At 63.0% G+C, this 11,570-nt stretch carries 14 protein-coding genes; 6 read left to right on the top strand and 8 right to left on the bottom strand.

Translation table 11 applies throughout. The features are described from left to right. Positions 1-26 precede the first annotated feature (26 nt). From WDX12_RS28995 to WDX12_RS29005, 3 genes are all read left to right on the top strand, one after another. Positions 27-260, top strand: a complete 234-nt coding sequence (locus WDX12_RS28995) for a BolA family transcriptional regulator (protein WP_320295860.1) — start codon at positions 27-29, stop codon at positions 258-260. Between the two features lie 151 nt (positions 261-411). After that, on the top strand, positions 412-747 hold the full coding sequence (gene grxD, locus WDX12_RS29000; protein WP_059185116.1) for a Grx4 family monothiol glutaredoxin: 336 nt from the start codon (positions 412-414) through the stop codon (positions 745-747). A gap of 201 nt (positions 748-948) precedes the next feature. After that, positions 949-2,172: a multidrug effflux MFS transporter gene (locus WDX12_RS29005; RefSeq protein WP_434725726.1), complete on the top strand. Its 1,224-nt coding sequence runs from the start codon at positions 949-951 to the stop codon at positions 2,170-2,172. A 30-nt stretch (positions 2,173-2,202) separates the two neighbouring features. Here the strand turns inward: WDX12_RS29005 and WDX12_RS29010 are convergent, their stop codons facing one another. From WDX12_RS29010 to rpsD, 4 genes are all read right to left on the bottom strand, one after another. Next, positions 2,203-2,607 (bottom strand): hypothetical protein, encoded by a 405-nt coding sequence (locus WDX12_RS29010; RefSeq protein ID WP_434722903.1) that lies wholly within the window; start codon positions 2,605-2,607, stop codon positions 2,203-2,205. 67 nt (positions 2,608-2,674) lie between these two features. Further along, complete coding sequence (locus tag WDX12_RS29015) at positions 2,675-3,502, bottom strand: inositol monophosphatase family protein (RefSeq protein ID WP_434722904.1); 828 nt, start codon at positions 3,500-3,502, stop codon at positions 2,675-2,677. Further along, positions 3,492-4,382, bottom strand: a complete 891-nt coding sequence (gene ttcA / locus WDX12_RS29020; protein ID WP_434722905.1) for a tRNA 2-thiocytidine(32) synthetase TtcA — start codon at positions 4,380-4,382, stop codon at positions 3,492-3,494. The genes WDX12_RS29015 and ttcA overlap by 11 nt, the downstream gene beginning before the upstream one ends. Positions 4,383-4,546: 164 nt before the next feature. Beyond that, on the bottom strand, positions 4,547-5,164 hold the full coding sequence (gene rpsD, locus WDX12_RS29025; RefSeq protein WP_320295866.1) for a 30S ribosomal protein S4: 618 nt from the start codon (positions 5,162-5,164) through the stop codon (positions 4,547-4,549). A 366-nt stretch (positions 5,165-5,530) separates the two neighbouring features. On the opposite strand from rpsD, the gene WDX12_RS29030 reads away from it, so the two are divergent. Next, positions 5,531-5,734, top strand: coding sequence for a hypothetical protein (locus tag WDX12_RS29030; protein WP_112098551.1), 204 nt, complete (start codon positions 5,531-5,533; stop codon positions 5,732-5,734). A 71-nt stretch (positions 5,735-5,805) separates the two neighbouring features. Here WDX12_RS29030 and WDX12_RS29035 read toward each other — a convergent pair whose 3' ends face one another. Continuing rightward, on the bottom strand, positions 5,806-5,988 hold the full coding sequence (locus WDX12_RS29035; protein ID WP_126060592.1) for a DUF3008 family protein: 183 nt from the start codon (positions 5,986-5,988) through the stop codon (positions 5,806-5,808). Between the two features lie 159 nt (positions 5,989-6,147). Here WDX12_RS29035 and WDX12_RS29040 point away from each other — a divergent pair, with 159 nt between their 5' ends. Continuing rightward, positions 6,148-7,536, top strand: coding sequence for an RNB domain-containing ribonuclease (locus WDX12_RS29040; RefSeq protein WP_434722906.1), 1,389 nt, complete (start codon positions 6,148-6,150; stop codon positions 7,534-7,536). On the opposite strand, the gene murI is transcribed toward WDX12_RS29040, so the two are convergent. From murI to WDX12_RS29055, 3 genes are all read right to left on the bottom strand, one after another. Beyond that, positions 7,533-8,333: a glutamate racemase gene (gene murI / locus WDX12_RS29045; RefSeq protein WP_434722907.1), complete on the bottom strand. Its 801-nt coding sequence runs from the start codon at positions 8,331-8,333 to the stop codon at positions 7,533-7,535. The genes WDX12_RS29040 and murI overlap by 4 nt on opposite strands. A gap of 232 nt (positions 8,334-8,565) precedes the next feature. Continuing rightward, a complete protein-coding gene (locus WDX12_RS29050) occupies positions 8,566-9,174 on the bottom strand; it encodes a hypothetical protein (RefSeq protein WP_320295869.1) in 609 nt (202 codons plus the stop codon). Positions 9,175-9,255: 81 nt separating this feature from the next. Beyond that, the gene (locus WDX12_RS29055) at positions 9,256-10,104 is read right to left on the bottom strand and encodes an RNA methyltransferase (RefSeq protein ID WP_434722908.1); all 849 of its coding nucleotides are present in this window, start codon (positions 10,102-10,104) and stop codon (positions 9,256-9,258) included. A gap of 207 nt (positions 10,105-10,311) precedes the next feature. Here WDX12_RS29055 and WDX12_RS29060 point away from each other — a divergent pair, with 207 nt between their 5' ends. Beyond that, positions 10,312-11,523: an NADP-dependent isocitrate dehydrogenase gene (locus WDX12_RS29060; protein ID WP_040981283.1), complete on the top strand. Its 1,212-nt coding sequence runs from the start codon at positions 10,312-10,314 to the stop codon at positions 11,521-11,523. Positions 11,524-11,570 lie beyond the last annotated feature (47 nt).

Genomic DNA, 11,570 nt, shown 5'->3' on the forward strand with positions numbered 1-11,570 from the left:
GTGCCCGCATGAAACAGGATTTTGCCATGGCAATGAATGCCCACGACATCGAAAAACTGATCAAGGAAGGCATTCCGGACGCCCAGGTGACGATCCGCGATCTGGCCGGCGACGGCGACCATTACGCAGCCGAGGTCGTTGCCGAGAGTTTCCGGGGCAAGAGCCGCGTGCAGCAGCACCAGATGGTCTACAACGCGTTGAAGGGCAATATGGGCGGCGTGCTGCACGCGCTGGCGCTGCAGACCAGCATTCCCGACTGAGCGCCGTCGCCGCTCAGGCTTAGCCCAAAATCGCGTTATCCCTTGCGCCATCGGGCCGGCGTCGCGGCTAACGTCTTGTTTCAGCCAACCTATGGGTTTATTTGAAGGACATGCTTCGAGCCTGACTCCCACAGGCGTGAAAGGATTGTCCATGACCGGCATCAACGACTACATAGACAATGAAGTGAAGAGCAACGACGTCGTGCTTTTCATGAAGGGCACACCCGGCTTCCCGCAATGCGGCTTCTCCGGCCAGGTGGTGCAGATCCTCGATTACATCGGGGCCGACTACAAAGGCGTGAACGTGCTCGACTCGGCAGAATTGCGCCAGGGCATCAAGGATTATTCCAACTGGCCGACCATCCCGCAGCTCTATGTGAAGGGCGAATTCGTCGGCGGTTGCGACATCGTGCGCGAAATGTTCCAGGCCGGCGAATTGCAGGACTTCCTGGTCGAAAAGGGCGTCAGCGTCAAAGGCGCGGCCTGATTCAGTTTTTTGCTCGCCGGCGCGGAGGCCAACCCTCCGGCCGGCAAGCATCGCCCGGGGCCGCCCCCACCTCGGCAATTGTGACCCGAATATCGGGGATGAAACGAACCAGCGCGCCGGCCAGCCGGCGCTTGTTCGTTTGAAAGATCGGACTTTGCCGTGGACAAGCAGGTAGAAGCGTCGCAACGGGCAAGCTTGCCCATTCCGCGCTGGGAATTCATTGCGCTCTGCGCGGCGCTGATGGCGCTCAACTCCTTGGCCATCGACATCATGCTGCCGGCGCTGCAGCAGATCGGCGCCTCGCTCGGCGTCGAAAGCGAAAACCACCGCCAATATGTCATCACCGCCTATATGCTCGGTTTCGGCGGCGGACAGCTTTTGTTCGGGCCGATCTCGGACCGCTACGGCCGCCGCGCGCCGCTGGTCTTGGGGCTTGTCGTCTATGTCGTGGCTGCCGGTGCCGCCGCGGTAGCGCCCAGCTTCGCCCTCTTGCTGACGTGGCGTTTCATCCAAGGCGTCGGCGCCGCCGCGACCCGCGTCATCGCCGTCTCGATCGTGCGCGACACGTTCGAAGGACGCCGCATGGCCGAAGTGATGTCGCTGATCTTCATGGTGTTCATGGCGATCCCGGTCATCGCGCCGGGCATCGGCCAGTTCGTCATGCTATTTGCCAGCTGGCACTGGATCTTCGTGACCATGGCGGTGGGAGCGCTGATTGTCTCGACTTGGGCGCTGATGCGCTTGCCGGAAACACTGCATCCGGAATATCGTCGGCCGCTGACGGTAAGCTCGGTTGTCGGCGGTTTCCGTATCGTTCTGACCAATCGACTGACGCTTTGCTACGCGTTTGCCAGCACCTTCATCTTCGCGGCCATGTTCGGCTTCATCAGCTCGGCCCAGCAGATCTACATCAATATCTACCACGTCGGCGAGCTGTTCCCGTTGATCTTTGCCGGCGTCGCCGGCGTGCTCGCCTTTTCCAATTTCCTGAACTCGCGGCTGGTCGGGCAGATCGGCATGCGCCGCCTGTCGCAAGGCGCACTATTGATCTTCCTGTGCATCAGCCTTGCCTGGCTGGTCGTCTCGCTCGAAATGCGGATGCCGCTCTGGCTGTTCGTCACCTTCTTTGCCGGCGCTATGCTGCCTTTCGGTGGCCTCGGAGCGAACTTCAATGCGCTTGCGATGGAGCCGCTCGGCGAGCTCGCCGGCACGGCGGCATCCATCCTGGGCTTCATGCAGACGTTCCTCGGCGCCCTCATCGGCGCGGCGATCGGGCAAGCTTATAATGGTACTGTCACGCCCTTGGCCGCCGGCTTCTGCAGCGTCTCGGTCGCGGCGTTGCTGATGATCCTGATTGCCGAGCGCGGCAAGATGTTCCAGCCGCAGAATGCCCCCGTTTCAGGGCACATTACCGATCTACACTAACAGCATAGAGCTGCTCTTGAACAAGCGCGGTCAGGATTTGCGTTCCTGCGTCGCCCTGAAGAGCGGGCAAAGGGGGCGCCCTGCAATCGCACCACCCATGCCTTCGGTGAAAGGCACTGGCAGTTCCTTGTTAAGGGCCTCGATCACCGAAGCAACGAAAGCCCTGTTCAAACTGCCGTCCGGCCCTAGTTTGGAGAAAGTGGCGCGCGGCTTGCCAATAAGCGTTCCGTCGCGACGAAGCGAGAAGCATAATGTCAAAGTCAGGTCTGCCGTGCCCGGCGGTGGCTGCCAGCAGGCGTAGATGGCCTCCGCCATCTCGGCGATGGAGTTGACCGGATCGCGGCTGCCGCAAGTGCGCTCCTGCGCCTGGGCCTTGCCGCAACCCGCGCCGGCGATCAAGGCGAAAGCCAGCGCGTACCGGAAATTCATTGGCATCCCCCGATTCCGCTGCAGGGTCATAGCGGCCTGGCCGGTACTGCCCCGCAACCGAACCGAACCGATCCTACTCAGCCCAGAGCTCGCGGCGCAACTCGTCCCAGCTTTGCTTGTCCGGCGCGACCAGCAGGCCGCCATCGACATGCGACGGCAGGTAGGCGCTGCCGTCGACGCGCGCGACGTGGCCGCCCGCTTCCTGATGGATCAGCGCCCCGGCGAGATGATCCCAGGGCATCAGCTTGTTGTAGAGCACGAAATGGGCGTGGCCGCTGGCCAGCAGCCGGTACTCATGCGCCGCGCAGCGATAGGCAAAATGCGACAGCGTCTTGGTTTGGTTGCGGGCAAGCCGCGAGCGCTCGGGCTCCTCGAGAAACTGCCAGGAAACGGCGCCGGTCATCTGCGACATCGGCACCGGTGCGGCGACTCCCACCTTCTCCAGCGCGCCATCCGCGTGGCGGATATGGCTGCCGGCACCTTTGGCGCCAATCAGCCAGTCCTTGCCAATCGGGTCATGAATGATGCCAGCGACAGTCTCGCCATTGACGACGACGCCGGCCATGACGCCGAACAGCGGCACGCCGGACGCGAAGTTGAAGGTGCCGTCGACCGGATCGATCACGAAGGCAAGCGCTGCATCGCCAAGGCCTGACAGCAGCGCCGGGTTGTCGGAGCAGGCTTCCTCGCCCACCACCATGGCGTCGGGATAGAGCTCGCGCAGTCTGGCGGTGATCAGCCTTTCGGCGTTGACGTCCGCCTCGGTGACGAGATCGGCGGCGGACGTCTTCTGGCGCACGTCCCCCTCGCCCAGCCGGCGGAAGCGCGGCATGATTTCGGCCTTTGCCGCGTCGGCGAGAAGCTCGGCCAGCCAGTCGATCGCGTTGTCGTCAAATCTCATCGGAAATGTCTTGTCCTGGGTTCGTGTCGAGCCCCGCGAAGTCGAACAGCTTCCTGTCCAGGAGATGCGAAGGCCTTACATTGGTCATGGCGCGGATCATCGTATCTTTGCGGCCCGGCATGCGCTTCTCGATGTCGTCGAGCATCGCCTTCATGGCGTTGCGCTGCAGCCCTTCCTGGCTGCCGCAGAGATCGCAGGGGATGATCGGGAATTTCATGGCGTTGGCGAATTTTTCGAGATCGGCCTCGGCATTATAGGCGAGCGGCCGCAACACCATGATGTCGCCCTCGTCATTGAGCAGCTTGGGCGGCATGGCGGCGAGACGCCCGCCATGGAACAGGTTCATGAAGAAGGTCTCGAGAATGTCCTCGCGGTGATGGCCAAGCACCAGCGCCGAGCACCCCTCCTCGCGTGCGATGCGGTAGAGATGGCCGCGCCGAAGCCGCGAGCAGAGCGAGCAATAGGTGCTGCCTTCCGGCAGCTTGTCGGTCACCACCGAATAGGTGTCCTGGTATTCGATGCGATGCGCGATGCCGTTGGCGTTGAGATAGTCTGGCAGGATGTGCTTCGGGAAATTCGGCTGGCCCTGGTCGATATTGCAGGCGAGCAGCTCGACCGGCAGCAGGCCGCGCCATTTGAGGTCGAGCAGAAGCGCAAGCAGACCGTAGGAATCCTTGCCGCCCGAGAGCGCCACCAGCCAGCGCTCGCCCGGCTTCACCATGGCGAAATCCTCGATCGCCTGGCGCGTCAGCCTCAAGAGCCGCTTGCGCAGCTTGTTGAACTCGACCGAGGATGGCACGTCGCGGAACAGCGGATGGAAGCCGCCTTCGGCATCGTCGTCGATCGGCTCGAGGGTTTTCACATCTGGCAGCATGTTCATGGCGCCGGCCCCATAGTTCTGTTGGCGCCCGGCTTTAGAGCATTTTGCAGCAGAGTGGAATCACTTGGCTGCGCATAAATGCGGCTAAAATGAACAACCAAGGCCAACAAAGAAAAGGCCGCCTCGAAAGGCGGCCTTTGGATGCTGCGGCTGATTGATATCGATCAGCGCGAGTAGAATTCGACGACGAGGTTCGGTTCCATCTGGACGGCGAACGGAACGTCCGACAGGCCCGGAACGCGCCCGAAGGTCGCGGTCATCTTGTTGTGGTCGGCTTCGATGTAGTCCGGCACGTCGCGCTCGGCGAGAGCGACCGATTCCAGCACGATCACGAGCTGCTTCGACTTCTCGCGCACCTCGATGACGTCGCCCGGCTTGCAGCGATACGAACCGATGTTGGTGCGCTTGCCGTTGACGTTGACATGGCCGTGGTTGACGAACTGACGGGCGGCGAAGATGGTCGGGACGAACTTGGCGCGATAGACGATCGCGTCGAGACGCGACTCCAGCAGGCCGATCAGGTTCTCCGAGGTGTCGCCCTTGCGGCGGTTGGCCTCTTCATAGACCTTGCGGAACTGCTTTTCCGAAACGTCGCCATAGTGACCCTTCAGCTTCTGCTTGGCGCGCAGCTGCAGGCCGAAGTCGGAAAGCTTGCCCTTGCGGCGCTGGCCGTGCTGGCCGGGGCCGTATTCACGCTTGTTGACCGGGGACTTCGGGCGGCCCCAGATGTTTTCGCCGAGACGGCGGTCGATCTTGTATTTCGCGGATTCGCGCTTGCTCATCGCATTCCCTTTCAAAACAATATACCCGGAGCCCCATGGCTCCGGGCGAAGGAAACGCGCCCTCCTCTGGCCCCCGTTTTCGAGGCCTGACAGGGTTTTCCACGCAAAGCGACGGAAAACCCACGGGACACGTCAAAAGAAACCACCGGGCGTCGCCACCCGGTGTTGGTGGGCCTGTTAAACACAGATTTAACCGGTGTCAAGCTTACAGCTGGCAGCGCGGGTCGCAACCGGGTAGCATTTCCCGCGTTGCGTGCGGTGCCGGTTGTGGCGAAGGCCGTCGGCAGCGGGGCAGCGTGTGCTTCAAGGAGCCGCTCTGCTCTGCCATCTTAATGAAGGGACTGGAGCAGAGGAGTCCGAATTCCCATGAAGAAGTTCTTCCTTACCTTGACCGGGGCCGCTGTGCTGGCAGGTTCGATGGCGGTCATGACGCCGGAGCCCGCCATGGCCAGGCATTGGCACGGCCATAAGCAGATTTGCCGCGTCGTGGTGAAGAAAAGAGTCGTCTGGCGCCACGGCCACCGCCATGTCGTACGCTACAAGACAAAGCACTGCTGGTGGCGCCGCTAGGTTATTTTGCAGCACGGGATTGACGGAGGCCCGCGGCCGACGCCGCGGGCATTTTCATTCGACCTCGCGCTCTATGACTTCTTGCTGGGCAGGCCTTTGCGCTTGGTCTCCGCGAATTCCTCGAGCTGCTTCTCGCTCATGGACTCATACATTTCGCGCGAAGCACCCTTGAGTTCGCTCTTCTTGGTCTCGCCGCGCTTTGCGGAAAGCGCTGCGCCGGCGGCCTTTTGCTGGGCTTGTGATGTGGCGGGCATGGCTATGTCTCCTTTGCTGTTAGAAACGCCGCGCTTGAGCGGCAGTTCCAGCGCCGGCGGTCCGGATCCCGATAAGGGTGGCGTCGGCCGTCAGGCGACCGGTCGGCGATTTTCGCTGGCAGCCTTCCCGCGTCCGGAGCGCCAGTGTAGGACGGCCGCATGAAATCGCTGACCGATCCCTCACAGGCGCTCTCCACCGGCCTTGCGAAAATCCGCGCCGAGTTCCACGTGCCGGATGGATTTCCGCCGGAGGTGGCGACCGCGGCGCAAGCGGCGGCAAAGCGTGTGCCCGCGCAACATGCAGACCGAACCGCGATGCCCTTCGTCACGCTCGATCCGGCGAGTTCCACCGATCTCGACCAGGCCTTCTCGATCGAGGCCAGTGGCGGCGATCTTCTCTTGCATTATGCCATTGCCGACGTTGCCTGGTTCGTCGAGGAGGGCGACGCGATTGATCTCGAAGCCTGGAACCGGGGCGAGACGCTTTATTTGCCCGACGGCAAGGCCGGGCTCTACCCGCCGGTGCTCGCCGAGGCTGCGGCGAGCCTGCTGCCCGATGGGCCGCGTCCGGCGATCATCTTCACGGTCCGGGTCGCCGAGGACGGCGCGGTGAAGCTGGACGGCGCGGAGCGGGCAATCATCAAAAGCCGCGCGAAGCTCGCCTACGACAGCGTGCAGGCCTCCGACGTTCCGGCTGACTTCGCGGAACTGGCGCGGCGCATGGCGGCTAACGAAGAGCGTCGCGGCGCTTCGCGCGTCGACCCGCCCGAGCAGGAGGTAGAAAAGCAGGCCGACGGCACATTCCGGCTTTCGTTCCGGCCGCTGCTGCAATCGGAGCAGGACAATGCGGCACTTTCGCTGGCCGCCAATATGGCGATTGCCGACGCCATGCTGGCGCACAAGACCGGACTGTTCCGGGTGATGTCGGGGCCGGACGCCTCCAAGGTGCAAAGACTGCGCAACGCCGCACAGGCGCTTGGCCTGTCCTGGCCCGCCTCCACCAGCCTGGGCGACTATCAGCGCACGCTCGATCCAGCCGATCCGAAGCAGGCCGCGCTGATGCTGGAAATCCGCCGCGCGGGCAACGGCGCGTCCTACCAACCCTACCAGGAGGGCGTCGTCCCCTGGCATGAGGCGATGGCCGCGACCTATGCCCATGCCACCGCGCCGCTCAGGCGGCTGGCCGACCGCTATGTCGTGCGCTGCGCGCTGGCGATCGCCAACGGCCAGCCCGTGCCGCAGGCCGTCACCGACGCGTTCGCCAGATTGCCGAAGGTGATGGGGCGCGCGGACGCCCGTGCTTCGCAGATCAACCACGCCGCCATCGACCTTGCCGAAGCGGTCATGCTCAAGGGACGCGAGGGCGAGACGTTCAAGGCCGTCGTCACCGATATCGTCGACCATGGCGTGCGCGTGCAGCTAGCCGACATGCCCATCGTCGCCAACGTGAAGGCTTCCGGGTTCAGGCAAGGTGACGGTCTGAGCCTAAAGCTTGTCTCGGCCGATCCGGATCAGCGCAGCATCGTCTTCGAACCTGCCACGCCCTAACGAGCGGTCAGTCCGAACCCCTGGATCAGTCGCCTTGTGGCGAAATCCACCTTGCCCGAGGTGAAAACGGCAAGATCGGGCTCGCTGTCGCCGGATGTTTCCGCGACCGGTTCCAGCAGCGACATGGCACGCCGCGCGATCGCCTCGGCGGGATCGATCCAGTCGACCGGCCAGGGCGCGGTCTTGCGCATGCGGTTGACGAGAAACGGATAATGCGTGCAGGCGAGCACGACGATGTCGGTGCGATTGCCGTCGCGCTCGATGAAGCAAGGCGCGATTTCGCCGCGCACGGCCTCCTCGTCGACGAAACCCTGGCGCATATAGATCTCTGCGAGCCCCGCCAGCCGGTCGCTGCCAACCAGGCGCACATGGCATTTCTGCGCCCATTTGCTGATCAGGTCGCGCGTGTATTGCCGTTTTACCGTGCCGGGCGTCGCCAGCACCGACACCAGCCCCGAATGGGTGCGTTCGGCGGCCGGCTTGATCGCCGGCACGGTGCCCACGAACGGATGGCCAGGGAATTTCTCGCGCAGCGCATCGATCACCAGGGTCGAGGCGGTGTTGCAGGCAATGACGGAAATCGCCGGCTGAAGCCGATCGAGCAATTTGCCGAACAGCGTAAGGATGTGATCCTTGAGCGCCGGCTCCTCCCAGGCGCCATAAGGAAAAGCCGCGTCGTCGGCGACATAGACGAAGCGGCGGTCCTGCATCAGCACGCGCGCCTCGCGCAGCACGGTCAGCCCGCCAACGCCGGAATCGAACATCAGGATCGGGCGTTGGCTTGATCGATCGCTCATTGTCATCCGGCCACCAGAGCAATTCCAGGAAAAGTGTGAAACGGTTTTCCGTCCGGAATTGCGTCAAACAAAGAGAAGCAGCAGGCCCGTGATTGGACCGACGGCGCTTCTATCGCGAATGATCGTGGTCTTGAAGAGGCGAATGCGAGCAGCTTTTGCGCAGCCGCCAGAGCATGATGCCGAAAAGTGTAAAGCGGTTTTCGGACGACATCATGCTCTCTCCAAGACTCAATTATATCCCACGTTTGCCGAAGCCGGCAGGCCGCGGCCTGCCGAAAGGCTGCGGCGCGGGCGGCACGCGCGCGGCGGAAGCGGCGGGACGCGGGGTTGCCGGCACGCTTGCTGTCACGGTGCGTCCGGCACGCGCCGGTGCCGGCAGCGGGCCGTCGAAATCGAAAACATCAGTCAGTTCGTCGATGTTGCTGCCGGCGACGGGTTTCGCCCAAAGGATCGTGCACCAAAGGCCGAATATCGAAAACGCGAGCAGGTTCAGCCCACCTGGAATGCTCTGGGGATCGCCGAACTTGACGACCAGCAGCACGCCCGCCTGCAGGAGGGCGTAGACGGCCGAAAGGGCGATGTAGGCCCACAGGATCCAGCGGCGCCCATTGGCATCGCGGGTGCGGCGCGAGGCGATGTTGCCGCGCAGCGCGACAAAGATGAGCGACGTGACAAGGACGGCGCCCGCCATACCCTGCCGCGACGGACCGGGCGCTGAATTAAGCAGCCCCTCGAAGCCGATCGTGCCGACAATGCAGATAAGGATTACCACGGTCTCGGCCACTGCGAGACCGAGAGAATAAAGGAAAAAGCGCAGACGACCAATATTGGACGCAAACATGTGCCACCCCCAGTATCGCGGCAAGGATGACGTACGACCGAATAAAATTCGGTTACTTCAAATGTTCACAGCTTATCGATTTTAACTTTCTTCTTTTTTGGCGCGACTTCGCGCGGCTGCCGGCAACCGTCTGGGATCGTCCCCGGGCGAGCCGTCGCCCCGCGGCATGGCCGGCGAGAACCGGTCGAGCGACGAGATGATGCCGCGCAGCACCTTCAGTTCCGGCTCGGCAAAGCCCGCGCGTGTCAGCACGGCGCGCAGATTGTCGACCATCTTCGGCTTCTTTTCTTCCGGGCGAAAATAGCCGCGCGCTTCCAGCGCGCTTTCCAGATAGGCGAACAGGCTGTGCAACTGCTCCTTGGTCGCCGGCACCAGCTCCGGCCCGGAGAAATTGGTCTGGGTCTCTTCGGCGAGGCCGGACTTCATCCACTCATAGGACATCAAAAGCACTGCCTGGGCGATGTTGAGCGAGGAAAAGCCGGGGTCGACCGGAAAGGTGACGATCTCGTCGGCGAGCCCGACCTCGTCATTATAGAGGCCGAAGCGCTCGCGGCCGAACAGGATGCCGGTGCGCTCGCCCGCCTCGACATGCGCTCTCAGCGCCCTGCCCGCTTCCACGGGACCGCGCACCGGCTTGAAGCCGTCGCGCTCGCGCGCCGTCGTGGCGAAGACGAAGTTGAGGTCGGCGACCGCCGATGCCAGGTCGTCGAAAACCCTGGTGGCGTCGATGACATGATCGGCCCGGCTGGCGGCGGCGCGCGCCTTCTCGCTCGGCCAGCCGTCGCGCGGATTGACCAGCCTGAGCTCGGACAAGCCGAAATTCGCCATGGCGCGGGCGACCATGCCGATATTTTCGCCGAGCTGCGGCTCGACCAGAATGATCGCCGGTCCGGCGGAAGCGGTCTTGGTTGTGTCTTCGATGGCTGGCATGGCTGTGGGTAACCGAGGTTTGCGGCGTTTCGGCGTCCCCTGCCACATCCGGACCGGAAAATGAAGCATTCACAACGGCGGCACCCGTCCGCCCGGCGCGGATCGCGGTTTGCGCGCTGAAAAAGCCTTTGATATACGCTCCGCATCCCCGGCCGAAACCATGCGGGCAAGGCCGTTCAGATCCCCCAGCAACGAGGCATTCTTTCCATGGCGAAGATCAAGGTGGCGAACCCGGTCGTCGAGCTCGACGGCGACGAGATGACCCGCATCATCTGGCAGTTCATCAAGGACAAGCTGATCCACCCCTATCTCGACCTGAAGCTCGAATATTACGACCTCGGCATCGAGCATCGCGACGCCACCAACGACCAGGTGACGATCGACTCGGCCAACGCCATCAAGAAATGGGGCGTCGGCGTGAAATGCGCGACGATCACCCCCGATGAGGCGCGCGTCGAGGAGTTCAAGCTGAAGAAGATGTGGAAGTCGCCCAACGGCACCATCCGCAACATCCTCGGCGGCACCATCTTCCGCGAGCCGATCATCATGAAGAATGTGCCGCGTCTGGTGCCGGGCTGGACCAAGCCGATCGTCGTCGGCCGTCATGCCTTCGGCGACCAGTACCGCGCCACCGACTTCCGTTTCCCCGGCAAGGGCAAGCTGACGATCAAGTTCGTCGGCGAGGACGGCCAGGTGATCGAGCACGACGTCTATGACGCGCCGGGCGCCGGCGTGGCCATGGCCATGTACAATCTCGACGAGTCGATCCGCGAGTTCGCCCGCGCCTCGCTGAACTACGGCCTGCTGCGCAATTTCCCGGTCTATCTGTCGACCAAGAACACCATCCTCAAGGCCTATGACGGCCGCTTCAAGGACATCTTCCAGGAAGTCTACGAGAAGGAGTTCGAGGCCGAGTTCAAGGCAAGGAAGCTCTGGTACGAGCACCGCCTGATCGACGACATGGTCGCCTCCAGCCTGAAATGGTCGGGCGGTTATGTCTGGGCCTGCAAGAACTATGATGGCGACGTGCAGTCCGACACGGTGGCGCAAGGTTTTGGCTCGCTCGGCCTGATGACCTCGGTGCTGATGACGCCGGACGGCAAGACGGTGGAAGCGGAAGCCGCGCACGGCACGGTGACGCGCCACTACCGCCAGCATCAGAAGGGCGAGGAAACCTCGACCAATTCGATCGCCTCGATCTTCGCCTGGACGCGCGGCCTCGCGCACCGCGCCAAGCTCGACGACAATGCCGAGTTGAAGCGCTTCGCCGAGACGCTGGAGAAGGTCTGCATCCAGACCGTCGAAAGCGGCTTCATGACCAAGGACCTGTCGCTGCTGATCGGCCCCGACCAGCCCTGGCTCTCGACCACCGGCTTCCTCGACAAGATCGACGAGAATTTGCAGAAGGCGATGGGGTAAAATCCAGATATCCGGCATACCGAAGGCTCCGAAAGGAGCCTTCGCTT

It is taken from the genome of Mesorhizobium sp. RIZ17 (assembly GCF_051127865.1).
GTDB lineage: Bacteria > Pseudomonadota > Alphaproteobacteria > Rhizobiales > Rhizobiaceae > Mesorhizobium > Mesorhizobium humile.

What these genes read in the sequence shown, in the direction of transcription:
- WDX12_RS28995 (WP_320295860.1), top strand. Translation starts at nt 27, where the DNA reads ATGGCAATGAATGCCCACGACATCGAAAAACTGATCAAGGAAGGCATT.
- grxD (WP_059185116.1), top strand. Translation starts at nt 412, where the DNA reads ATGACCGGCATCAACGACTACATAGACAATGAAGTGAAGAGCAACGAC.
- WDX12_RS29010 (WP_434722903.1), bottom strand. Translation starts at nt 2,607, where the DNA reads ATGCCAATGAATTTCCGGTACGCGCTGGCTTTCGCCTTGATCGCCGGC.
- WDX12_RS29015 (WP_434722904.1), bottom strand. Translation starts at nt 3,502, where the DNA reads ATGAGATTTGACGACAACGCGATCGACTGGCTGGCCGAGCTTCTCGCC.
- ttcA (WP_434722905.1), bottom strand. Translation starts at nt 4,382, where the DNA reads ATGAACATGCTGCCAGATGTGAAAACCCTCGAGCCGATCGACGACGAT.
- rpsD (WP_320295866.1), bottom strand. Translation starts at nt 5,164, where the DNA reads ATGAGCAAGCGCGAATCCGCGAAATACAAGATCGACCGCCGTCTCGGC.
- WDX12_RS29030 (WP_112098551.1), top strand. Translation starts at nt 5,531, where the DNA reads ATGAAGAAGTTCTTCCTTACCTTGACCGGGGCCGCTGTGCTGGCAGGT.
- WDX12_RS29035 (WP_126060592.1), bottom strand. Translation starts at nt 5,988, where the DNA reads ATGCCCGCCACATCACAAGCCCAGCAAAAGGCCGCCGGCGCAGCGCTT.
- WDX12_RS29040 (WP_434722906.1), top strand. Translation starts at nt 6,148, where the DNA reads ATGAAATCGCTGACCGATCCCTCACAGGCGCTCTCCACCGGCCTTGCG.
- murI (WP_434722907.1), bottom strand. Translation starts at nt 8,333, where the DNA reads ATGAGCGATCGATCAAGCCAACGCCCGATCCTGATGTTCGATTCCGGC.
- WDX12_RS29050 (WP_320295869.1), bottom strand. Translation starts at nt 9,174, where the DNA reads ATGTTTGCGTCCAATATTGGTCGTCTGCGCTTTTTCCTTTATTCTCTC.
- WDX12_RS29055 (WP_434722908.1), bottom strand. Translation starts at nt 10,104, where the DNA reads ATGCCAGCCATCGAAGACACAACCAAGACCGCTTCCGCCGGACCGGCG.
- WDX12_RS29060 (WP_040981283.1), top strand. Translation starts at nt 10,312, where the DNA reads ATGGCGAAGATCAAGGTGGCGAACCCGGTCGTCGAGCTCGACGGCGAC.